Below are 22,354 nucleotides of genomic sequence, written 5' to 3'. Positions count from 1 at the left end.
CGTGCCCGGTCCGCGCCCCGCTGACGGCCTGCTGGGCGTCGACGTCGGCGGCACGAAGGTGGCGCTGCGCGCCGAGGCGGCCGGCCGGCCGGCGTACGAGAGTTCGTTCCGCTGGCCGCGCGACGCCGACCCGGCAGCCGACCTGGCCGCGCTGGCCGCCGAGGTGGACCGGCTGCGCGACACCTGGGGTCCGGTGGCCGCGGTCGGCGTGGCGATGCCGGCGACCACCGACCCGGCCGGCATCGTCACCACGTGGCCCGGCCGGCCGGGTTGGGCGGGCCTGGATCTCGCCGGCGCGCTGCGCCGCGTCTTCCCCGGCGCGGCGACGGCCGTCGCCGACGACGGTGACCTCGCCGCGCTGGCGGAGGCCCGGCACGCCGGCCGGGACGACGTGGTCTACCTGGGCGTCGGCACCGGGATCGGCGGCGGCGTCGTGCTGGCCGGCAGGCCGGTGCCCGGCCGGTCCTCCGCCGAGGTCGGACACATGATCGTCGCCCTCGACGGCGAACGCTGCGACTGCGGCCGGCGCGGCTGCCTCCAGTCGATCGCGTCCGGCCCGGCCACCCTGCGCCGGGCGGGTGCCGCCCGGGGCGCCGAGGTGGGCTTCGACGACCTGCGGGCGGGGCTCGACGAGGGCGTGGCCTGGGCGGTGGACGCGGTGGACGCGAGCTGCCGGGCGCTGGCGGCGGCGGTGGTCAGCCTGGGTGAGCTGCTGGACCCGGCGCTGGCGGTCGTCGGTGGCGGGTTCGCCGCCGGGCTGCCGGGCTTCGTGCCGCTCGTCGCCGAACGGGCCCGCGCCGCCGGTCGGCCCGGGCGGCCGGCGCCACCGGTGCGGGCCGCCGCCCTCGGCGCGTTGTCGTCCCTGCACGGCGCGGTGGAGCTGGCCCGTGGCCTGACCGACGCGCCGGCTTCCGTGCGTCCCACCCCCACCCCGTAGAGGAGATCAACCATGGTCAGGATCGGTGTCGTCGTCGGCAGCACGCGGCCGGGCCGCAAGGCCGACGCCGTGGCCCGTTGGGTGCACGGCGTCGCCGCCAGGCGGGGCGACGCCACGGTCGAGCTGGTCGACATCGCCGACCACGACCTGCCGCACTTCGACGAGTTGCTGCCGCCGTCGATGGGGCCGTCGAGGCGGCCGGCCGTACGCCGGTGGGCGGCGACCGTCGCCGGGTTCGACGGTTTCGTCTTCGTCACCCCGGAGTACAACCACTCGATCCCGGGCGCGCTGAAGGACGCCATCGACTTCCTGTTCCAGGAGTGGCAGCACGCGTCGGCCGGCTTCGTCAGCTACGGCGTGCACGGCGGGACCCGGGCGGCGGAGCACCTACGGCTGGTGCTCGGGCAGCTCGGGGTCGCCGACGTCCGGTCCCAGGTCGCGCTCTCCCTGACGACCGACTTCGTCAACTTCCGCGACTTCCGGCCGGCGGCGCACCACGAGCAGGCCCTCGGCACCATGCTCGACGAGGTGGTCGCCTGGGCCGGGGCGCTACGGACGCTGCGCCGCGGCTGACGCCAACCGGCGTCGAGGCGGTCGCGGCCCGGCAGGGTCACACGTCGGGTGCCGCCGGAGGTGGCAGCCGTAGGCCGGCTGGGATCCGGGCGCCCACCGGCCACAGCCCGGACGCCGGAAGCCGCTGCCCTCCGTCGATCTTCGACAGGTCGAGCAGACCCCCGCTGAAGGTGGCGCCGACCTTGCCTTCGTCCATATCGAGGACGCCCCGGACATGCGCTGGGCACTGGTGTGGCGCAGCGACAGCGACGACGACCCGCGCGTCCAGGCGCTGGCCGGCATCTTCCGCGAACACGGACCCCTGCGGCACTGACGAAGCCCGGAAGTCGCGGATGCCTTCCCTCGCAGCGGACGCACACCGCGCTCAACAAGGGCTGGGGCAATCCACGCCCCCACGCAGCTGCACCGATAACGTGTGGTTATCGCACCTTAAGAAGACTGTCGTAGATGAGCCGGCGAGGTAGCTGAGAGGCTGGCCAGGTCCAAGCGATCCGGACGCCGCTGGGTCGATCTCCGTTATGGAGGAACGACCGCATCGAAGGGAGTAAGCTCTCTTGCGTCACATCCGCACAGTTTTCGCACTCCTCCTGGCCCTCGTGACCGCGGGCGGCGCACTCGTCGTCCTCACTGCGTCACCCGCACAGGCCGCCGTCTCGTGCTCCGGGACCATCACCTACAGCCGTACCTATGGTCCGGGCGAGCTGACGATCTTCTACAACACCTCGAACGGCGGTACGAACAGCGCCTGCTTCTACCACAAGGGTGCCGCGTACGGGGTGGCCGCACCGACCTATGTACGCGCGTACCGGTGTACGCAGCAGTCCGGCGAGGGAGAGCCGTGCACCGTCGCGGCCAGCTCCAGCGCGGACTCCGGCAACTACGCCTACTACGCCGGACCACGTGGGGTCACCGGCACCGCCAACTACTGCGTCGCAGCGATCGGCTACATCGACTGGCAGGGCTACCGCTACGAGATCAGCAGCGGGCGACAAGGCTGTTGACCCGGACCTCTGAGGACGACCTCGAACCGCTGAACCTCAACGGCTTACCCGCCCGGACGGCCTGAACCTTTACGCGGGTCACACCTCAAACCTCTAACCATCAGCCGCGCCCAGCCAGGCGCGGCTGATTCCATATCCGACACCACTATCAGGATCAATTATTTGTGGTGCCGGGACAGCTACCCAAGCGTGGGGCCGACAGAGCCGCCCGAACGTTGACGATCTTGCCTAACTGGTGGCTCCGGCGCCGCTGCCTCGACCTCGACGGTCACCGGCTTCGACACGTACCTTGGACGGCCCCGGCCTCAGCCGGCCCGCTCGGCGCGACGCAGCAGCGCGGCGGCCACGCAGCCGCCCGCGAAGACGGCCACGGCGCCGACCGTCTGGCCGGTCTCCAGCGCGGAGCGGAACGCGTCGGAGACGACCCCACGCTCCGCCTCGGACCGCGCGGCGGCCAGGGCGGCGGGAAACGATCCGGCGCCGGCCAGGGCGGCGGGCAGCAGGGCGGCGAACCGGGCGTTGAGGATCGCGCCCAGCACGGCGATGCCGAGGCTGCTGCCGACCTCCGTCATGGTGCCGTCCACGCCCGCCCCGGCTCCGGCCTTCTCCGGCGGGATCGCGCTCATCACCGCCTCCACGATGGCCGGGTTGGCCAGGGCGCAGCCGGCGCCCATCACGAGCAGTCCCGGCAGCAGCACCCCGTAGCCGTCCGACGGGACGTGGGTGATCAGGGCGAGACCTGCGGCGAGCATCGTCATGCCGAGCGCGATCGAGTACGCCAGCCCGAGCCGGTGGATCACCCGCGCGGCGATCCCGCCCAGATTGAGCAGGACGATGGAGAGCGCGAACGGCATCATCCGCAGCCCCGCCTCCCAGGCCGGGTAGCCGCGGACGAACTGGAGGTGCTGGGTGAGCAGGAACAGCGCGCCGGTGGCGCCGAAGGTGATCAGGACGACCCCGGAGACCGCGCCCACGAAGCGGGGGTTGCGGAAGAAGTGCATGTCCAGCATGGGGTCGGCGACCCGCCGTTCCCAGGCCACGAAGGCGGCGAGCAGGAGCACCCCGGCGACCGCCGCGCCGAGTACCGGGGTGGCGTCCCAGCCCTCCTCCGGGCCGGCGATGATCGCGTAGACGACCCCGGTCAGGCCGGCCGTGGAGAGCACCACCCCGCCCAGGTCGAGGCGCCCGCCGGCCGGCTGGCGCGACTCGGGCACCAGCGCCCACGCCGCCGCCAGGCAGACCAGCACGATCGGGACGTTGACCAGGAAGATGGCTCCCCACGGGAAGTGGGCGAGGATGAGCCCGCCGAACGGCGGCCCGGCCGCGAACCCCAGGGCGCTCGCCGCTGCCCAGAGGCCGATCGCCCGGGACCGCTCGGTGTCGTCGAAGACCTGCATCGCCACCGCGAGGGTGGCGGTGACCAGGAGGGCCCCGCCGACGCCCATGCCGGCGCGGGCCGCGATGAGCTGGCCGCTGGACTGGGACAGCCCGGCGGCCAGCGACCCGAGCCCGAACAGCACGAGGCCGGCGAGCAGCATCCGGCGGCGGCCGTACCGGTCGGCGGCGCTGCCCGCGGTGAGCAGCAGTCCGCACTGGACCAGCGCGTACGCGTTGATCATCCACTGGACGTCGGCGGTGCTTGCGCTCAGCTCGGTGGTGAGCACCGGGATCGCCACGGTCAGCACGGTGTTGTCGAGCACCACGGTGACCTGGGCGAGGCAGAGCACGCCGAGGATGAGCCACCGGCCCCGGACCCGGCCGTCGGTGTCGGCGACCGGCGTCCGGGGCGTGGTGGCGGTCATCGGGCCGGGGCGAAGCGGGCGAGGGGGTTGGTCAGGCTGCCCACCAGTTGCAGCGCGGCCGACGGGTCGGCGAGGTCGACCATCTGCTGGTTGTTGCGCAGTTGGAGCCGGTTCAGGCAGGACAGCGCGAACTCCGGGGCGAACAGGTCGTAGCGCCGCAGCCGCTCGGCCAGGTGCGGGACGCTGTCGGCGTAGTCGGTCGCGCACTCGGCGACCGTCCGCCAGAAGGTCTCCTCGTCCAGGACGTCCTCGGTGACGAGGATCGCGCTGAGGTAGCGCAGGAAGCAGTCGAAGACGTCCGTGAAGATGGACAGCAGCTTCATGTCCTCCGGCACGTCGGCCCTGACCCGCTGGACCTGCGGGGGCAGGTCGGCCGCCGGGTCCATCACCACGATCTCCTCGGCGATGTCCTTGAAGATCGCCCGCTCGACCGTCCCGCCGTCCAGGACGAGGATGACGTTCTCGCCGTGCGGCATGAAGGCCAGGTCGTGGGCGTAGAAGCTGTGCAGCAGCGGGGTGAGATAGGCGTCGAGGTAGCGGCGCAGCCACACCTGCGGCGCCAGCCCCGACTGCGCGATCAGCGCGGCGGCGAACGAGCGGCCCTCGCGGTCGGTGTGCAGCAGGGACGCCATCGTGGCCAGCCGCCGGCCCGGCTCCAGCGCGGGCACCGGGCTCTCCCGCCACAGCGCCGCCAGCATCTTGCGGTACGGGGAGTACCGGTCGGTCGCCGCCTCGTACTCCAGGTGCCGGTACCCGACGGCGGCCCGCTCCCGGATGATCGTCAGCCCGGTGCGCTTGAGCACGTCGTCGCCGTCGATCAGGTCGGCGAGCCAGTCGTTGATCGCCGGGGTCGCCTCCATGTACGCGGCCGACAGCCCGCGCATGAAGCCCATGTTCAGCACGGACAGCGCGGTCTTCACGTAGTGCCGCGACGGGTCGCTGACGTTGAAGAAGGTGCGGATGGACTGCTGGGCGAGGTATTCGTCGGGGCCGGGGCCGAGGCAGACCAGCCGGCGCTGCGCCACCTCGGCGGCGAACGTGACGGAGATCCTGTTCCACCACTGCCACGGGTGCACCGGGATGAACAGGTAGTCGGCCGGGTCGAGGCCGAGCCCGGTCAGGGTGTCCGCGAACCCGGCCAGGGTCTCGTCGCCGAGTTCGGCGCGGATCAGGCTGTCGTAGTCCAGGTCGGCGGCGCAGGTGAACGTCGTCCGGTCGCGGTGCCCGGCCACCCAGAGCAGCCGCACCGGGCGGCCGGCCTCCGGGGCGTACCCGAGGTATTCGTCGATGCCGAAGCCGATGCGGCCGTTGTTCGCGACGAAGCCCGGGTGGCCCTCGGTCATCTGGGTCTCGATGGTCTGGAAGTCCGCGCCGGCGAGGTCGGCGGCGCTCACCGCCGGCTTGTCGAGCTTGTACGCGGTGCTGGCCAGCGTGGAGCTGATCTCCTCCAGGTAGACGGGGAGGATCTGGTCGGTGAGCCCGAGCGCGCCCCGCAGGTCGAGGCAGAACTCCAGGGCGTCCAGCGGCAGCTCGGTGTCGCCCCGGTGGCGGGTGATGCTGTCGGCGTCGATCCGCCAGTGGTCCAGGGCCAGCAGGCCGGCGGTGAACCGGTAGACGACCTCGCCGTCGTCGCCGCGCACCTGGTAGCGCCGCTCCCCCTCCGCCGGTGCCGCCTGGTCGGCGGGGGCCGTCCGGTCGGCGTCGAGCGGCTCGGGCGTGAGCAGGCGTTCGTGGGCGAACTCGGCCAGCGCCTTGCGGACCAGCAGCCGGTTGGCGTGGGCCCAGTTCGCGGGCGTCAGGTGGGCCACGGATGCGAGCGGGTTCACGCGGGTACGTCTCCTCGGGTTGCGGCGGCGAACTGGTCACGGGTGCAGACGCTGAGCAGCGCTTCCTTCTCCGGCTTGCGGATCGGGCCGACGACGGTGAACCCGACGGCCGCGTTGAGCGCGTGCACCGCCGTGTTGCGCACGTCGGGCTCCACGACGACCCGCCGGGTGGCCGGGTCGGCGAAGAGCCAGGACATCACGGTGGTGATCACCGCCCGGGTGAAGCCGTGCACCGGCGCCTCGGCGGGCGCGCAGAGGAAGTGCATCCCCACGTCGCCGTCGGCCCGGTCGTAGAGGCCGACGAGTTCGACGTGGGCGGGGTCGTACCGCTCGGCCAGGAAGGCCGGCCGGCCCTCGTGCAGGCCGAGGAACGCGTCGTGGTGCGGGTGCGCGGCGATCTGCCGGTACTCCCGCGCGACCCGCGCCACGTCGGCGTCCTGCATCAGCCAGAACGCCGCCTTCGGGTGGGTCACCCAGCGGTGCAGCAGCGCCGCGTCGGCGTCCGGGTCGAGCGTACGCAGGGCGAACTCGCCGAGCCGGTCGTCGAGCCGGCGGTGGACCACGTCGGTCACGATGCGGCCCCGGCGGACACGCCGAACTCCTGGAAGGCGATGCGCTTCTCGATCGGGTAGTGCTCGCGGCCCAGCAGCTCGCGGATGATCCACGAGTTGCGGTACGGGCCCATGCCCAGGTCGGGCGAGGTGATGCTGTGCGTGTGGGTGCCGGCGTTCTGGAGGAAGATGCCCCGGCCGGTGTGGTCGATGCTGTAGTTGCGGGCCACGTCGAAGCGGCCGTGGGAGTCCCACCGGATCCGGTCGCGGACGGGCTCCAGGAACTCCGGCACCCGGTAGTGGTAGCCGGTGGCCAGCACCAGCCCCTCGGTGTCCAGGGTGAAGTCGTGCCCCTGCTCGACGTTGCGCAGCCCCAGCGTGTAGGTCCCGCTGGCCTCGTCGTGGGTGGCGGTGGTCAGCGCGGTGTTGGTCAGCAGCCGGGTCCGCACCGGGCCGGGGATGCTCTTCGCGTAGAGCAGGTCGTAGATCTCGTTGATCAGGTCGGCGTTGATGCCCTTGAACAGGCCCTTCTGCGCGGACTCCAGCCGGTAGCGGGTCTCCTCGGGCAGGGCGTGGAAGTAGTCCACGTAGTCCGGTGAGGTGATCTCCAGGGTGAGCTTGGTGTATTCGAGCGGGAAGAACCGGGGCGACCGCGTGACCCAGTTGAGCTGGTAGCCGCAGGAGTCGATGTCGCCGAGCAGGTCGTGGTAGATCTCGGCGGCGCTCTGCCCGCTGCCGACCACCGTGATGCTCCGCTTCGCGCGCAGCGCCGCCCGGTGCTCGAGGTACCGCGAGTTGTGGATCACGTCGCCGCCGAGCCCCGCGCAGGACTCGGGCACGTACGGCGGCGTGCCGGTGCCGAGCACCAGGTGCCGGGCCCGGTAGGTGACCGACTCCCCGGTGGCGGTCACCGTCACCCGGACCGTGTAGTGCTCGTCGGCCGGGTCGAACCCGACGGCGGTGACCTGCTGGCCGAACCGGATGTTGTCGAGCTTGCCGGCCGCCCAGCGGCAGTAGTCGTCGTACTCGCTGCGCAGCGGGAAGAAGCTCTCCCGGATGTAGAACGGGTAGAGCCGGCCGGATTCCTTGAGGTAGCTCAGGAACGAGTACGGCGAGGTGGGGTCGGCGAGCGTGACCAGGTCGGCGATGAACGGCGTCTGGAGCCGGGTCGACTCCAGCAGCATCCCGGGGTGCCAGCTGATGCTCTCCCGCGCCTCCAGGAAGAGGCCGTCGAGTTCGTCGATCGGCTCCGTCAGGCACGCCAGGCCCAGGTTGTACGGGCCCAGCCCGACGGCGATGAAGTCGTGCGTCGACATGTGGTTCTCCAGTGCGGGGTGGGGATCGTCAGCCGACGGTGCAGGACAGCTCGGCGGTGGCCCTGGTCTGCGCGTACCAGGCGGCGTGTTCGGCGATCAGGTCGAGCACGTGGGCGATGTCGTCCAGCGTGGTCTCGGGGTTGAGCAGGGTGAACTTCAGGTAGTGCGCGCCGTCGACCTTGGTCCCGGCGACGAGCCCGGCGCCGGACGCCGCCAGCGCCTCGCGGGCGTACAGGTTGGCGTCGTCGACGAGGCCCCGGTTGGCGCCGGCCGGCAGGTAGCGGAAGACCACGGTGCTCAGCTGCGACCGGGTCACCACCTCGAAGCGGGGATCCTCGGTGAGCAGCCGCCAGGCGTCGGCGGCCCGGTCGATCACCTCGTCGAAGAGCGCGCCGACCGCGTCCGGCCCCATGATCCGCAGGGTCAGCCAGAGCTTCAGGGCGTCGAAACGGCGGGTGGTCTGGATGCTCTTGTCGACCTGGTTGGGGATGCGCTGCTCGACCATCCGCGCCGGGTTGAGGTAGTCGGCGTGCCAGGTGGCGTGCCGCAGCACCCGCCGGTCGCGCACCAGCAGCGCGCTGGAGCTGACCGGCTGGAAGAAGGACTTGTGGTAGTCGACGGTGACCGAGTCGGCCCGCTCGATGCCGTCGAGCAGGTGCCGCCGGGTCGGCGACACGAGCAACCCGCAGCCGTACGCCGCGTCGACGTGCAGCCAGACGCCGGCGGCCGTGCAGATGTCGGCGATCTGCGGCAGCGGGTCGATGTTGCCGAAGTCGGTGGTGCCGGCGGTGGCGACCACGGCCATCACCAGCAGCCCCTCGCTGCGGCACCTGTCGATCTCGCGGGCCAGGTCGTTGGTCTTCATCCGCCGGTCGGCGTCGGTGGGCACGGTGACCACCGCGTCGGCGCCGAGGCCGAGCAGCTTGGCCGCCTTCTGCACGCTGAAGTGACCGGCCGCCGACGTGATGATGCGCAGCCGGGACAGCAGCTCCGGACGCGACGGCCGCTCGGCCGAGCGGCCGACCACGTTCGCGCAGGTCTCCTCGCGGGCCAGCAGCATCGCCTGGAGGTTGGACTGGGTGCCGCCGCTGGTGAAGATGCCGTCGGCGGCCGGCCCCAGGCCGATCCGGTCGGTCGTCCAGTCGACCAGCCGGCGTTCGATCAGCGTGCCCCCGGCGCTCTGGTCCCAGGTGTCCAGCGAGGAGTTGACGGCACTGAGCACCGCCTCGCCGAGCAGCGCGGGGATCACCACCGGGCAGTTGAGGTGCGCCAGGTAGCGGGGGTGGTGGAAGTAGACGGCGTCGCGCAGGTAGACGTCGTGCAGCTCGTCGAGCGCGGCGCCGGTGTCCGCCAGCGGCCGGTCCAGGTCGATGCCGGCGATCCGCGGCGCCAGCTCGTCCGGTGTCACACCCGTGAACGGCCGGTCCACGCCGGTCATCCGGGCCGCCACCCGGTCGATGCCGTCGGCCAGCACCCGCCGGTAGTCCTCGACCGAACCGGCGGTGAACAGGTGGGCACGGGCGCCGTCCGACCCGGGGGTCACCCCGGTCGACGGCACCTGGGCGGTGGATCCGGGCAGGCTCATGCGGGTCCTCAACGGTCGGGGGTGGATGGTGGCGGGAACGTCGAACATCGGACGTCGGACGTCTTCTTCCGCCCCGCGGTCCGGCATTTTCGCGCCAACTTAGGTTACCCTAACCTAATTGTGTGTCAATATTGTTGCCGCGTTGCGAGCGACCTCACTCACCCCGGCACCGCCGCCAGCGGCTGCCCGTCCGGCGCCACATCGGACGGACGCGGGAACCTCCGCTGGTGCGTCAGACCCAACGCGACGCCCAGCGCCACCAGGACGACGGAGGCCACCGCGACCGCCGGGTAGCCGACCTGGTCGGCGGCGGCCAGGGCGACGGAGGCCGCCACGAACGAGCAGACCAGGCCGAACGACGACAGCACCGTGAAGTCGGTACCACCCGTGCCGGGGCGGGAGTAGTCCATGTTGACCGTGTAGAGCACGACGTTGGCGACCGTGTAGGCGGCCATGAAGCAGCACAGCGCGGCGACCGTCCCGGCCAGCGGCGCCCGGCCGTTCAGCAGCGGCAGCAGCATCGCCGTGGACAGCGCGAGCGCCACCCCGCCGGCGACCAGCACGCGCCCGCGCCCGAACCGGCCGACCGCGGCGCCGCCGACCAGACCGGCCAGGATCGCCGGCAGGCTCGTCACCACGCCGGTCACCACGCCGATCCGACCCAGCGACCAGCCCGCGTCGACCAGGGCCGGCGTGACGAGGGCGTACGTCGCGCCGGCTCCGATGTAGACCAGCGGCACCACGCCGAACGTCCACCGGCGGCAGCCGGGCTGGCCGAGCACGGACAGCAGCGCCCGGTACGCCGCACCGGCGCTGGCGACGCGGTCCGTGCGGTCCGGCTCCCGGAACCGCCACACCACCAGCAGGCCGACGGCGGTCAGCGCGGCGAGCAGCAGGATCGCCGGCACCCAGCCGAACCGGTCGTAGACGACCACGCAGGCGCCGCCGCCGAGCAGGTTGCCGACGTAGCTCGCGGCGACCTGGATGCCGTTGCCGGTCCCCCGGCCCCGATCGGAGAGCAGCCGGACGGCGACGGCGTCGACGGCGATGTCCTGCGTCGCGGAGAGGAACACGTACGCGACGCAGATCGCGATGACCGGGCCGAGCTGCCCGGCCGGGCGGTCGAACGGCAGCAGCGCCAGCAGGGCCAGCACCAGCCCGCCCTGCAACACCAGCAGCCAGGACCGGTAGTGGCCCCGGTGCCGGGAGCCGTACCGGTCGAGGATCGGCGCCCAGAGGAACTTGATCGGCCAGACCAGGCCGACGATCTGCAACACGGCCAGCGTGTCGAGGGAGGTGCCGCCGTCGCGCAGGATGGCGGTCAGCCCGACGGTGATGAAGCCGATGCCGAGGTACTGGGTGACGTAGAGCGCGGTGAGCGTGCCGTAGCGACTCCTCACCGGGCGCTCCAGTAGGCGAGCGAGGTGAGCTGGTGCTTGCCGACGCCCAGGGTCCGCCGCACGTGCTTGGTGATGCCCCGCGTGCTGGCCGCCTCGCAGGCCACCCAGTAGTGGGCGTCGTCGGCCGCGGGCAGGGCCGCGCAGACCGTCTCGACCAGGTGCTGCCCGCCGTCGCGGCGCGGCACCCAGGTGATCTCCCGTCCCGCCCGGGCGCTCGGCGCCAGCGCCTTCTCGCCCTCGTGGGCGTACTCCAGCCAGAGCGTCGCCGGGACGTCGGGGGCGGCGGCGAGCAGGCTGTTCACCGCCGGCAGCGAGGCGGCGTCGCCGACCAGGTAGAGGTGGCTCGGAGCCGGGTCCGGCAGGCTGAACCCGGTGCCCTGGACGGTGGCGTCGATGGTGTCGCCGACCTGGGCGGCGGCGGCCCAGCGGGCGGCGCATCCGTCGTGGATGGCGAACTCGAGGTCGAAGTGGCCGGTCTCCGGGTCCGGGTCGACGAGGGTGTACGCGCGCTGGTGCGGCCGGCCGTCGTTGTCGAACCAGAGCCGGACCCACATGGTGGGGTGTACGCCGCAGGCCTCCAGCAGGCCCCCGCCGTCCACGCGCAGCCGGCGGAAGTGCTCGCCGACCGGCTCGGTGCCGAGCACGGTCAGCCGGAAGTCGCGGCCGCCCATCGCCTTCAGCACCAGCGCTTCCCAGTTTCGCTTCACGGACCCCTCCAGGTAAGGTCTGCCTCAGTTAGGGGAGGGTAGCCTAAGTTGACGATCCTGTGGCAGTCGGGAAGTCCACCCCATCCGCCCGGTCCCCCGTTGACCGGCGTCTATCGCGACCGGTGGGGAATCCCACACCTGCGCGCCGGCACCGTCGACGAACTCGCCCGGTTGCAGGGGCGGGTCGCCGCCGCCGACCGCGCCTGGCAGATCGAGGTCGAACGGTGGCGCTCGGAGGGCCGGCTGGCCGAGCACGTCGGCGCCGCTGAGCTGGGCTGGGACAAATTCGCCCGCCGGGTCCGCCTCGACGACACCGCCCGCCGCTGCTTCGACGGGCTCGCCCCCGACACCCGACGGTGGGTCACCGCCTATGTGGACGGCGTCAACGAGGCGCTCGCCGAGGGAGCCGCCGCGGCACCCGAGTTCGCGGCCGTCGGCGCCACCCCGGGCCGGTGGCGGCCGTGGTCGCCGCTGGGCGTCTTCCTCGTCCAGCACGTGCTCTTCTCCACCTTCCCCAACAAGCTGTGGCACGCCCACGTCGCCGCCACCCTCGGCCCGTCGGCGGCCGACCTGTTCGCCGTCGAGGGCCCCGGCGGGGCGGGCAGCAACGCCTGGGTGACGCCCGGCGACCCGGACGCCGGGCGGGCGCCGGTCGTCGCCGGCGACCCGCACCGCATCCTCGAACTGCCGAACATCTACCAGCAGGTGCGCCTCGCCTGCCCCGAGTTCGACGTGTTCGGCTTCGCCTTCCCGGGGGTTCCCGGCCTCCCCCACTTCGGACACGCGGGCGAGGTCGCCTGGGCCGTCACCAACGCGATGGCCGACTACCAGGACCTCTACCGGGAGCAGTTGCGCCACGACGGCGACCGGGTGCTGGTCCGCGAGGCGGACGGCTGGGCGCCCGCCCACCGGCACGTCGAGCGGATCGAGGTCCGCGGCGGCGAACCGGAGTCGGTCGAGGTGATCGAGACGCCCCGGGGCCCGGTCGTCGACCACGACCGGGCCACCGGCGAGGCGATCAGCCTGCGTACGCCCAGCCGGGTCGAGGCGCGCCTCGGCTTCGACGCGCTGCTGCCGCTGCTGCGTGCCAGGAGCGCCGACGACGTCGCGGACGCGCTGCGGGACTGGGTCGAGCCGGTCAACAGCGTCCTGGTCGCCGACCGGAACGGAACGGTCCACCAGTTGGTCGCCGGGCTCGTCCCCACCCGCGACGACCGGTGCCGGCGGGAGCCCGTGCCGGGCTGGGAGCCGCGGTACGCGTGGCACGGCGGGTACGCCGCACCCCGCCGCAGCACGGTCGACGGCATCGCTGTCTGCGCCAACAACCGCCGGACCGACGTGGCGGACCTCGGCACCGACTTCGCCCCGCCGCACCGCGCCCGCCGCATCCGCGCCCTGCTCGACGAGGGCACGGAGGCGGCGGCCGTACACATGGACACCCGGCTGGAGGCCGGCGCCCTGCGCGCCGTGCTCGACCGGCTCGACCCGGGCGGCCTCAGCGAGCCGGCGCGGCGCCTGCGCGACCGGCTGACCACGTGGGACGGGCACATGTCGGCCGACAGCGCGGACGCCGGCGCCTACGCGGCCTGGCGCGCGGCCCTGGCCCGCCGGCTGTACGACCACCCCTGCCTGCGCCCGCTGCACGCCCGGAGCGCGTTCGACGAGCTGTTCACGCCGTGGACCGACCCGCTGGCCCGCATCGGCCACGCCCTGGACGGGGTGGCCACCGGCCTGCACCGCCTCGGCGGGGAGGTCGGCCCGGTGGCCGCCGCCGCCCTCGAGGACGTCGCGGCCGGCGACCCGCCCGGCCCGTGGGGGCGCCGGCACGTGCTGCACCCCGTGCACCTCGGCGTGGCGCCGGAGGTCGACGAGGCGGTCCACGCCATGCGGTCGCGGGTCACGCTGGCCGGCGACTCCGACTGCGTGCTGGCCACGTCGAGCGTCCCCGGGGTGTCCGACGCGTGCTGGCGGGGCCCGGTGGCCCGCTACGTGTGGCACCTGGCCGACCGCGCCCAGAGCCGCTGGGTCGTCCCCTTCGGCGCCTCCGGACGCCCTGGCGACCCGCACTTCGACGACCAACTGCCACTGTGGGCCGGCGGAGAGCTGGTCCCGGTGGTCACCGACTGGCACCAACTCACCCGAGAACCAGGAAACGAGACACCATGACATACCAGGAGAAGATTCCCGACCTCGGCGAGCTCTCGCTCGTCGTGCTGCACCCGGAGACACACGCGGAGCTGGTGCACGGGTGGGTGACCGAGCCCCGGGCCGCCTTCTGGGGCATGGGGTCGCACTCCGTCGACGACGTACGGGAGATCTACGAGTTCGTCGACAGCCTCGACACCCACCACGCGTACCTGGTCACGCTGGACGACACGCCCATCGGCATCTTCCAGACCTACCAGCCGGAGGCGGACCCGGTCGGCGAGCGTTACCCGGTCCAGGACGGCGACGTCGGGATGCACCTGCTGCTCGCCCCGGGCAACCGCCCGCCGAAGGGTCTGACCGACGCCGTCGGCCCCGCCCTCGCCCGGTTCCTGTTCAGCGACCCCACCCGGCAGCGGATCGTCGTCGAGCCCGACGTGCGCAACCACCGGGCGCTGCAACGGCTGGAGCGGGAGGGCTTCACCCTGGACGCCGAAATCGACATGCCCGACAAGCGGGCCCAACTGGCGTTCCTGAGCCGGGAGCGGTTCGAGGCCAACCACCCCGCACCGGCGTGACGGCCGGCAACGCGCGGCGGGGCCCCGCCGGGTTCCGGCGGGGCCCCGCGTGGGGACCGGTCGATCAGGCGGTGGGGAAGTTGTCCGGGGTACGGATGCGGTCCCGGACGAGGGCGCCCGACTGGGTGAGCACGTTCGGGCCGGTGTAGACGCCGCTGGCACAGGTGCCCGGCCGCAGCGCGGCGCTGCCCTCGGCCTTGTCCGAGTAGGTCCAGTTCGCGTAACTGATCTTCAGGCGGTCCAGCAGGTCGATCCAGGCGGTGCTGCTGGCCACGTCCACCCCGCCGTCACCCGTGTACGCCACCGTGCCGAACTCCGTGACGAACAACGGCAGCCGGGCGGCGGCCCGCTCCACCTCGGCCCGGTAGTTGTCCTTGTGGGACGCGGCGTAGAAGTGGAACGTGTACATGACGTTGGTGGCGTTCACCGGGTTGTTGATGATCTCGTTGGCGTTCGAGCCGTCGGAGACGCCGAGCGAGGACCAGCCCCGGGTACCGACCACGACCACCGCGTCCGGGTCGTTGGCGCGGATGACCGGAATGACCTGCTCGGCGTAGCTCTTGATGGTCGCCCAGCTGACGCCGTTCGGCTCGTTGGCGATCTCGTAGATGACGTTCTTCTTGGCGGCGTTGCGGGCGGAGACCGCGCCGAAGAAGGTCTTGGCCCGCTCCAGGTTGTACATCGGGTCGCCCGGCGTCAGCGTGTGGAAGTCGATCAGCGCGTACATGCCCCGCTGCTCAGCCTCGTCGACGAGGCCGTTGACCCGGTTGGTGAATCCGGCCGGGTCGGTCTCGTAGCCGTCCTCCTGCACGTACATGGCGATCCGCAGCAGGTCGGCCCGCCAGTCGTCGGCGAGCGCGTCGAGCGAGGCGTCGTTGAGGCAGTTGGCGAACCACTGGATGCCGTGGGTGCTCATGCCGCGCAGTTGGATCGGCTTCCCGTACTGGTTGCACAGGTTGGCGCCGCACACCCGTAGCTGGCCGTTGATCGCGACCGGGGTCACCCCGCCGGGCGGCGGCGTGGTGGGCGGCGGCGTCGTCGGTGGCGGGGTCGTGGGGGGCGGCGTCGTCGGCGGCGGGGTCGTGGGCGGCGGCGGGGTGGTCGGCGTGGTCGTGCCGGTGCACGCCGTGCCGTTGAGGGTGAACGACGTCGGGACGGGGTTGGCGCTGGCCCAGGTGCCGTTGAACCCGATGCTGGTCGACGCGCCGGTCGCCAGCGTGCCGTTCCACGCCACGTTGCGCGCGGTGACGGCGGCGCCGGTCTGGCTCCAGGTCGCCGACCAGCCCTGGCCGACCCGCTGGCCGGCGTCCGGGAAGGTGAAGCCGAGCGTCCAGCCGTCGACCGCGTCGCCCAGGTTCTTGATGGCGATGTTCGCGGTGAAGCCGCCGGCCCAACTGGTGGTGGTGTAGGTGACGGCGCAGCCCGTCGCGGCCTGCGCGTCGGCGGTGGGGACGACCGCCGATGCCGCGACGGTCAGCGCGCCGACCGCGCCGGCCATGACCAGGGTGCGCCGGGACAGGCGCGGTAGGAGCTTCATGCGGGGTGCCTTCGCTTCCGATCGGTGGTGGGGGGTGCCGGAGCACAGGGCGGCGGGACGCCACGTCCGCCCACACGCGTACGGCAGCGGCCCGACGACGGGCCGGCTGGCCGGGAGGCTCACGGAAAGTCCCTGCCCATCGGGCCGGGAGCGCTCCCATTGATCGGCAGCTTAGGCGCGCCGCCGGCTCCCCGCAACATGGACAGTGCTAGATGCTCGCCCGCAGCCATCGGCGACGGGTGGCCGCGGCGATCCCGTGGACCAGTCGGGCCAGGTCCGCTGCGCCTGCGGCGTCGTCGGCGCGACGCACCGTCGTGAGGATCGGCGTGACCTCGTCGAGTTCGACGCTCCCGCGCAGCAGCACGAACTGGAGCACCAGCCCGGCCAGGCGGGCGTTGCCGTCGTCGTACGGGTGGTAGAAGGCCACGTCGAGGTAGGCCCGGGCCGCGCGGGCCGTCACCGGCGTTTCCTGGTCGGCGGTCGCCGCCAGGCAGGAGGCGAACCGGGCCTCGGTGTCGGCGTGCAGGCCGTACCGTTCCCGGCCGTTCTTCGCGTACGCCGGTGCCCGGCGGAACGCCGCGACCGGGACACCACGGACGATCCGGTTCCAGCGGGCCAGCAGGTCCATGGTGAGGTCGGCGTTGGCGGCCGCCTCGCACCGCACGTCGTCGTACGCGCTCAGCAGCCGGCTCAACCGTCGCGGGCCACGCCCGGCAGTTCCTGCGGCGAAGCCGACGAAGCCGTCCCGAAGGCCGGACACCGGAGTATCCGGGTGTGGCACGATGTCCCGCCAGGCCACCTGTTCCCGCACCCGCTGCCACACCACCAGGTGATCAGGGGTGGTCACCGGCCACCCGCCGCGCCAGTTGCCCGGCCACCGACTCCACGACCGCTCCCGGCGGCTCCAACCAACTGTCGAACCGGCCGGCGATCGCGTGTTCGAGCAACTCCTCCCGCCGGGTGGCCGCGATGCCGGCCGCGTCGAGGAACCAGCCGAGCACGGTCCGACAACAGCCGTACCAGGCCGACTCGTACTGCGTGCGGTCACCGACCGCGGTCACCAGGTGAGCGACCGCGCGTTCCCAACCGTCCAGGTCCCCGGCGGGCAGCGGCAGGAACCGGTCGAACCGCTCCGCCAGGTCGGCCAACCAGTCGTGCCACTCCACCAGGGCCGCGACGATCGTGGCCGCGGTCGCCTCCGGTGTGGTGACCGAGTGCGGGAAGCAGCACCAGGAGCCGACCGGGCCACCGTCGAGATCGCCCTCGCCGACCGACCAGCGCCAGCCCACCGCCCACCGCCCGTACCGGTCGACGAGCCCTGTCGTCACGTTCTCCAGCCACAGGTCCTTCAGACGCCAGTCGGCCTCCGCGGACGGCGGCTCGAACGCCGCGACCAGGCCGGCCGCTGTCGCCGGCACCGTCCCCGGATCGAAGTCCCGGCCGGCCGGGTCGACCTCCGCCCAGCTCAGCTCCCTCGGATCGGGCAGACGACCGTCCGGGAGACCGGTGTGGACGACCACCATGCCGTGACCCTTCACGGCCCGCCAGGCCGGCGGATCGCCAGTGCCATCCGCTGCCGTCGGGGCCGCCGCGGCGAACCGGCCACGGGCATCGGTGGCGAACTCGACCAGCAGTTCGTGCCAGGCCACCACGGCGTCGGCGAAGCGGGCCAGGGTCTCGGCCGGTGTCGTCACCGGAGGGCGTCCCGTCCGCCAGACCGGGATGACACCGCGGTCCTGGTGGTCCTCCATCTCGACGGTGTACGGCCAGCCCACGACCCAGACGCCCAGACGCTCGACCAGCGCCGCCGTCATCCGGTCGTACCAGAAGTCGGTGAGCCGCCAGTCGGTGCCGGCCGGTGGAACCTCGGCGGCCGGCGGCAGCGCCCTCACCACCTGTGCGACGTCGGCGGGGTCGAACGCGGGCCGCGCAGCGGGGTCGACGTCCTTCCAGGTCAACCTCCAGAGTTCGGAGAGCTGGACTCGGTCCGTTGTCATGGTCGACCTTTCGCGTGGGCAGCCGGCCAGACTAGCTGGTCCGCCCTACGCTCGCCGCCCCGCCATCCACGAGGTGGAGGCGCCCGGCCGGGGCCCGACGGGCACCGGCCCCGGGGCGGGGACGCCTCGGGGCCGGTGCGACGACGGTGTCGGTCAGGACGACGGTGCCGTCAGAAGGTGGGCGCGAGGTACAGCAGGCGGTTCGGCGAGCCGGTGCCCGGGCTGGTGATCACGTTGGGCGTGGACTGGCTGACGATGTACGAGTGCACCTGGGCGGGCGTCCAGCTCGGGTTGACGCTGAGCACCCGGGCAGCCGCGCCCGCGACGTGCGGGGAGGCCATCGAGGTGCCGCTGATGGAGGAGGTGGCGGTGTCGCTGGTGGACCAGGCGGACAGCACGCCCACGCCGGGGGCGAACAGGTCGGTGCAGGTGCCCCAGTTGGAGAACGAGGCCCGCGCGTCGTTGCTCTGCGACGCGTTGACGGTCAGCGCCGTCGGCACGGAGGCCGGCGAGAAGTTGCAGGCGTTGGCGTTCGAGTTGCCGGAGGCCACGGCGTAGGTGATGCCGTCGGCGATCGAGTTGGCCACGGCGGTGTTCAGGGAGGCGTTGGTCGCGCCGCCGAGGCTCATGTTCGCCACCGCCGGCTGACCCGCCTGGTGGTTCGAGGTCACCCAGTTGATGCCGGCGATGACCTGCGCCCAGGTGCCGCTGCCCTGGCAGTTGAGCACGCGGACGGCCACCAGCCGGACGTTCTTCGCGACGCCGTAGGTGTTGCCGCCGACGGTGCCCGCGACGTGGGTGCCGTGGCCGTTGCAGTCGGCGGCCGGCAGGGCGTTGTCGATCGCGTCGTAGCCGTCGACGGCCGCGCCGGCGAAGTCCACGTGGGTGGTCCGGATGCCGGTGTCGATGATGTACGCCGTGACGCCGTTGCCGCTGCTGTTGTAGGTGTAGCTGGCGCTCAGCGGCAGGTTCCGCTGGTCGATCCGGTCGAGCCCCCACGGCGGGTTGTTCTGGGTGGCCGTCATCTGCACGGTGTGGTTCTGCTCCACGTACTCGACGGCGGGGTGCGCGGCGAGACGCTTGGCGGCCTGCTCCGACAGCTTCACCTCGAAGCCGTTGAGCGCGTCGCCGTAGACGTGGCCCACGGCGCCGCCGAAGCGCTTGGCGAGGCTGCCGGCGGTGTCCTTCACCGCGGCCTGCCGGGTGCCGGCGCGGCCGCCGACGCTGCTGTCCTTGAGTACCACGATGTAGCTGTCGGCCAGGGCGGTCGCGCCACCGGCGCTACGGATCTCGCCGGTTGCCGGGGCCGCTGCCGCCGGGGCGCCGAGCATGGTGGTGACCATGGCTGCGCTGGCGAACACGCTGGCCGCGACGGCGAGAGTACGCCGGCGAGTGCGAGGGAGTGTCATCTCCCGGTCCTCCTACTGTGGTGGCCTCCGGGCAGCTCGTAGCTCACCCGGGAGGCGATCTGGACGATGAGGAAACCTTAGCCGTCACATTCATGTCCGTACATTTTGTTGATGTTCACGATGTGAGAATGATGTTGATAAAGATGAACGTGAATGACTTGCGTGAGAGGGCATTCCATTGAGATGCGTCGGGTTCTCTGGTTGACTGCCGGGGGAGCACCGGGCCGTCACACATCGCACCTCGACCTGTGACAGGAGTTCCTCCACCATGCTCCGAAGGCCTTTGATCCACGCCCTGCTCGCCGCGCTGGCGGCCATCCCCCTCGCCCTCGCCGTCGGGCTCTCCGCCCCCTCCCCCGCCCCGGCGGCCGCCACGCCGGTGCGGGTCATGCCGCTGGGCGACTCCATCACCGGCTCGCCCGGCTGCTGGCGATCCCTGCTCTGGAACCGCCTCCAGTCCACCGGCCACACGAACATCGACTTCGTCGGCACCCTCGGCCCGCAGGGGTGCGGCCAGCCGCACGACGGCGACAACGAGGGACACGGCGGCTACCTGGTGACCAACGTGGCCAACCAGAACCTGTTGCCGGGCTGGCTCGCCGCCACCCGGCCCGACATCGTCCTGATGCACTTCGGCACCAACGACGTGTGGAGCAACATCCCGCCCGCCACCATCCTCGCCGCGTACAGCCGACTGGTGGACCAGATGCGGGCCAGCAACCCGGCGACGAAGGTCCTCGTCGCGAAGATCATCCCGATGGCCCCGCCCACCTGCCCGGCGTGCGGCCAGCGGACGGTCGCGCTGAACTCCGCCATCGACGGCTGGGCCGCGGCGACCACCACCGCGGCCTCCCCCGTGGTGGTGGTCGACCAGTGGACCGGATTCAGCACGGCCACCGACACCTACGACGGGGTGCACCCGAACGCGTCCGGCGACCAGAAGATGGCCGACCGCTGGTACCCGGCCCTGACCGCCGCGCTCGGCGGCGTCACCCCGACGCCCACGGGCAGCCCCACGCCGAGCCCCACCGGCAGCCCGACCCCGACGCCGACCGGCAGCCCCACGCCGGCCCCCACCGGCTGCACCGCGAGCTTCCGGGTGGTGGGCCAGTGGCAGGGCGGCTTCCAGGGCGAGGTGACGGTACGCAACTCGGGCACCGCGCCGATCTCCGGGTGGACCGCCCGCTTCACCCTCGCCGCCGGCCAGGCGATCAGTCAGGCCTGGAACGCCCGGCTGACCCAGAGCGGAGCCGAGGTCACCGCCCGCAACGTGGAGTGGAACGGCGCCCTGGCACCCGGCGCGCAGGCCACCTTCGGCTTCCTCGGCAGCACCGCCGGAAGCCCCGGCGAGCCCACGGTGAACTGCACCACGGGCTGATCCGCCACGACACCACCCCCAGCGCCACCACCGGCGGCCCGGACACCCACGAAACACCGTCCGGGCCGCCGCCCACACCCGCACCCCGCACCCCGCACCCCGCACCCCGCACCCCGCACCCCGCACCCCGCACCGGCGATCTTGCACTTTCGGCCCCACTCTTGCGACATACACCCTTTTTGTCAGGGCAGGAAGTGCAAGATCGCCGACGGGAGGGGCAGGAAGTGCAAGATCGCGGGCACGGGTGGGAGCGGGCCGAACGGCAAGGTCTTCCGGGGCGGCAGGTTTTGGCATCCGACAGCCATCGGGGAACCGTGGGCATCTCGGTGTCACCTACGTCTCGGCCCGTCTTTGAGTGAGCTTGGTCACATTAAGCCCCTCTGCGCCTTCCCGCCCCGCCCGACAATGGCCGCACAACGGAATTCCCTTCCGGCGACCGGGATTCGGGGCGTCGCCACCCTCCAAATTGGGGCGACACCACACACGTACGGAGGGGTAGCCTGCACCGAGAGTCACCGGACGCGCCACCGGCACCGGCCACCCGGGCCGCCCGGGTTCGGCCGCCCGGCATCCGGGTTTGCAGCGCTCACTACCCTGTTCGATGATCCCGTGCCTGGGCACACGTCGACATCGATAGGGCATCACATGAGCGACAGTTACCCTCCGTACGGAGGGCAGCAGCCGGACCCGAACGTCACCCCCTGGAGCGGGCCGCCGGCCCCGCAGCAGGGCGGATACCCGGCACCGGGCGGGTACCCGGGATACGGGCAGCCAGCCCAGCCGCAGTACGGCGCCCCTCTCCCGCCGCCGCAGAAGTCGAACAAGGGCCTGGTCATCGGGCTGGTCGCCGGTGCGGTGGTCCTCGTACTCGCCATCTGCGGCGCCGGCATCGGCTTCGTGCTCGTCAACGATGACGACGAGCCCGTGGTGGTCGCGTCCTCCAGCCCCACCCCCGACGCCGGTGGTGGAAACACCTCGCCGGGCACCGACGCCTCCCCCACACCCGGGCAGCAGGACCCGCCGCCGAACAACAACGCGGTGACCGCGCGCTACTCCAGCGACCTGTCGAACGTGTGCGAGGGCGGGGCGATCCTGAACGCGGCGACCTACAGCGGCCCGGCCGGCGCCAAGGCGTACACGTTCTCGAACAACCCCGACCGGCAGACCTCCTGGTCGTCGCGGAGCATCGCCTCCAACAAGCCCTACTACGCCAAGAGCGCCGACTTCACCACGGTGTCGGTGGTCGGCTGCCTGAAGTTCGTGGACGGCAGCCAGGGCACGCCGCGGAAGTGCCAGTACAAGGACAGCTCGGACAAGCAGGTCACCGTCGACTACGTCTCGTCGAGCTACACCCTGACCTTCTACGCCGCCAAGACCGGCGAGAAGATCGGCGACGGCGGCACCGTGAGCGCCCCGGCGAACCGGTGCCCGAGCTTCATCTCGTACAACAAGAGCACCATGCGGTCGTACGCGGCGCCGGACTCCGGCACCATCGAGGCGGCCCTGGACAAGTTCCTGTCCTGAGCGGCTACGTCGGCGGCGGGGAGGGGCGCGACAGCGCTCCCTCCCCGCCGCCGTTTGCGCCCACCGGCCGCCAGCCCGCGTCCGGTCC

General features: G+C 72.4%; 18 protein-coding genes. 7 read left to right on the top strand and 11 right to left on the bottom strand.

Annotated features, from left to right (window positions below):
• Nucleotide 1 precedes the first annotated feature (1 nt).
• The 3 genes from ABZ809_RS23480 to ABZ809_RS23470 all read left to right on the top strand — a co-directional run bounded on the left by ABZ809_RS23480 (nt 2) and on the right by ABZ809_RS23470 (nt 2,511).
• Nucleotides 2-937: an ROK family protein gene (locus tag ABZ809_RS23480; RefSeq protein ID WP_357564719.1), complete on the top strand. Its 936-nt coding sequence runs from the start codon at nt 2-4 to the stop codon at nt 935-937.
• Nucleotides 938-949: 12 nt separating this feature from the next.
• Entirely contained in the window at nt 950-1,510 is a 561-nt protein-coding gene (locus ABZ809_RS23475) for an NAD(P)H-dependent oxidoreductase (RefSeq protein WP_357564718.1), read from the top strand.
• 596 nt (nt 1,511-2,106) lie between these two features.
• On the top strand, nt 2,107-2,511 hold the full coding sequence (locus ABZ809_RS23470; RefSeq protein ID WP_357564717.1) for a hypothetical protein: 405 nt from the start codon (nt 2,107-2,109) through the stop codon (nt 2,509-2,511).
• 305 nt (nt 2,512-2,816) lie between these two features.
• On the opposite strand, the gene ABZ809_RS23465 is transcribed toward ABZ809_RS23470, so the two are convergent.
• From ABZ809_RS23465 to ABZ809_RS23435, 7 genes are all read right to left on the bottom strand, one after another.
• Nucleotides 2,817-4,313, bottom strand: coding sequence for an MFS transporter (locus ABZ809_RS23465; protein ID WP_357564716.1), 1,497 nt, complete (start codon nt 4,311-4,313; stop codon nt 2,817-2,819).
• Entirely contained in the window at nt 4,310-6,139 is a 1,830-nt protein-coding gene (locus ABZ809_RS23460; protein ID WP_357564715.1) for an IucA/IucC family siderophore biosynthesis protein, read from the bottom strand. The genes ABZ809_RS23465 and ABZ809_RS23460 overlap by 4 nt, the downstream gene beginning before the upstream one ends.
• A complete protein-coding gene (locus tag ABZ809_RS23455) occupies nt 6,136-6,702 on the bottom strand; it encodes a GNAT family N-acetyltransferase (protein WP_357564752.1) in 567 nt (188 codons plus the stop codon). Before ABZ809_RS23455 ends, ABZ809_RS23460 begins: the two co-directional genes overlap by 4 nt.
• Before the next feature lie 5 nt (nt 6,703-6,707).
• A complete protein-coding gene (locus ABZ809_RS23450; protein WP_357564714.1) occupies nt 6,708-8,006 on the bottom strand; it encodes a SidA/IucD/PvdA family monooxygenase in 1,299 nt (432 codons plus the stop codon).
• A gap of 28 nt (nt 8,007-8,034) precedes the next feature.
• Nucleotides 8,035-9,591 carry an aspartate aminotransferase family protein gene (locus tag ABZ809_RS23445; RefSeq protein ID WP_357564713.1) on the bottom strand — a complete coding sequence of 519 codons (1,557 nt, stop codon included), beginning with the start codon at nt 9,589-9,591 and terminating at the stop codon, nt 8,035-8,037.
• 158 nt (nt 9,592-9,749) lie between these two features.
• Nucleotides 9,750-10,991 carry an MFS transporter gene (locus ABZ809_RS23440; RefSeq protein WP_357564712.1) on the bottom strand — a complete coding sequence of 414 codons (1,242 nt, stop codon included), beginning with the start codon at nt 10,989-10,991 and terminating at the stop codon, nt 9,750-9,752.
• A complete protein-coding gene (locus ABZ809_RS23435) occupies nt 10,988-11,698 on the bottom strand; it encodes a siderophore-interacting protein (protein ID WP_357564711.1) in 711 nt (236 codons plus the stop codon). Before ABZ809_RS23435 ends, ABZ809_RS23440 begins: the two co-directional genes overlap by 4 nt.
• A 99-nt stretch (nt 11,699-11,797) precedes the next feature.
• On the opposite strand from ABZ809_RS23435, the gene ABZ809_RS23430 reads away from it, so the two are divergent.
• Nucleotides 11,798-13,864 carry a penicillin acylase family protein gene (locus ABZ809_RS23430; RefSeq protein ID WP_357564710.1) on the top strand — a complete coding sequence of 689 codons (2,067 nt, stop codon included), beginning with the start codon at nt 11,798-11,800 and terminating at the stop codon, nt 13,862-13,864.
• Entirely contained in the window at nt 13,861-14,421 is a 561-nt protein-coding gene (locus tag ABZ809_RS23425; protein ID WP_357564709.1) for a GNAT family N-acetyltransferase, read from the top strand. Before ABZ809_RS23430 ends, ABZ809_RS23425 begins: the two co-directional genes overlap by 4 nt.
• 64 nt (nt 14,422-14,485) lie before the next feature.
• Here the strand turns inward: ABZ809_RS23425 and ABZ809_RS23420 are convergent, their stop codons facing one another.
• From ABZ809_RS23420 to ABZ809_RS23405, 4 genes are all read right to left on the bottom strand, one after another.
• A complete protein-coding gene (locus tag ABZ809_RS23420) occupies nt 14,486-15,958 on the bottom strand; it encodes a cellulase family glycosylhydrolase (RefSeq protein WP_357564708.1) in 1,473 nt (490 codons plus the stop codon).
• 208 nt (nt 15,959-16,166) lie between these two features.
• Nucleotides 16,167-16,805 carry a hypothetical protein gene (locus ABZ809_RS23415; RefSeq protein WP_357564707.1) on the bottom strand — a complete coding sequence of 213 codons (639 nt, stop codon included), beginning with the start codon at nt 16,803-16,805 and terminating at the stop codon, nt 16,167-16,169.
• Nucleotides 16,792-17,955, bottom strand: coding sequence for a hypothetical protein (locus ABZ809_RS23410; protein ID WP_357564706.1), 1,164 nt, complete (start codon nt 17,953-17,955; stop codon nt 16,792-16,794). The genes ABZ809_RS23415 and ABZ809_RS23410 overlap by 14 nt, the downstream gene beginning before the upstream one ends.
• 170 nt (nt 17,956-18,125) lie before the next feature.
• Nucleotides 18,126-19,364 carry a S8 family peptidase gene (locus ABZ809_RS23405; RefSeq protein WP_357564705.1) on the bottom strand — a complete coding sequence of 413 codons (1,239 nt, stop codon included), beginning with the start codon at nt 19,362-19,364 and terminating at the stop codon, nt 18,126-18,128.
• Nucleotides 19,365-19,632: 268 nt separating this feature from the next.
• Between ABZ809_RS23405 and ABZ809_RS23400 the strand changes: the two genes are divergently transcribed.
• Together ABZ809_RS23400 and ABZ809_RS23395 are read left to right on the top strand one after the other, a co-directional pair.
• Nucleotides 19,633-20,742, top strand: coding sequence for a cellulose binding domain-containing protein (locus ABZ809_RS23400; protein WP_357564704.1), 1,110 nt, complete (start codon nt 19,633-19,635; stop codon nt 20,740-20,742).
• Between the two features lie 645 nt (nt 20,743-21,387).
• Nucleotides 21,388-22,266, top strand: coding sequence for a hypothetical protein (locus ABZ809_RS23395; protein WP_357564703.1), 879 nt, complete (start codon nt 21,388-21,390; stop codon nt 22,264-22,266).
• The last annotated feature ends 88 nt before the right edge of the window (nt 22,267-22,354 follow it).

The sequence above is a fragment of the Micromonospora sp. NPDC047074 genome, assembly GCF_040643815.1.
In the GTDB taxonomy this organism is placed as follows: Bacteria; Actinomycetota; Actinomycetes; order Mycobacteriales; family Micromonosporaceae; genus Micromonospora.
The sequence above is the reverse complement of the archived record's forward strand: the minus strand, read 5'-3'. Positions and strand labels throughout refer to the sequence as shown.

Coding starts and splice junctions, on each gene's coding strand:
- ABZ809_RS23475 (WP_357564718.1), top strand. CDS start 950: ATGGTCAGGATCGGTGTCGTCGTCGGCAGCACGCGGCCGGGCCGCAAG.
- ABZ809_RS23465 (WP_357564716.1), bottom strand. CDS start 4,313: ATGACCGCCACCACGCCCCGGACGCCGGTCGCCGACACCGACGGCCGG.
- ABZ809_RS23450 (WP_357564714.1), bottom strand. CDS start 8,006: ATGTCGACGCACGACTTCATCGCCGTCGGGCTGGGCCCGTACAACCTG.
- ABZ809_RS23445 (WP_357564713.1), bottom strand. CDS start 9,591: ATGAGCCTGCCCGGATCCACCGCCCAGGTGCCGTCGACCGGGGTGACC.
- ABZ809_RS23425 (WP_357564709.1), top strand. CDS start 13,861: ATGACATACCAGGAGAAGATTCCCGACCTCGGCGAGCTCTCGCTCGTC.
- ABZ809_RS23420 (WP_357564708.1), bottom strand. CDS start 15,958: ATGAAGCTCCTACCGCGCCTGTCCCGGCGCACCCTGGTCATGGCCGGC.
- ABZ809_RS23410 (WP_357564706.1), bottom strand. CDS start 17,955: ATGACAACGGACCGAGTCCAGCTCTCCGAACTCTGGAGGTTGACCTGG.
- ABZ809_RS23405 (WP_357564705.1), bottom strand. CDS start 19,364: ATGACACTCCCTCGCACTCGCCGGCGTACTCTCGCCGTCGCGGCCAGC.
- ABZ809_RS23400 (WP_357564704.1), top strand. CDS start 19,633: ATGCTCCGAAGGCCTTTGATCCACGCCCTGCTCGCCGCGCTGGCGGCC.
- ABZ809_RS23395 (WP_357564703.1), top strand. CDS start 21,388: ATGAGCGACAGTTACCCTCCGTACGGAGGGCAGCAGCCGGACCCGAAC.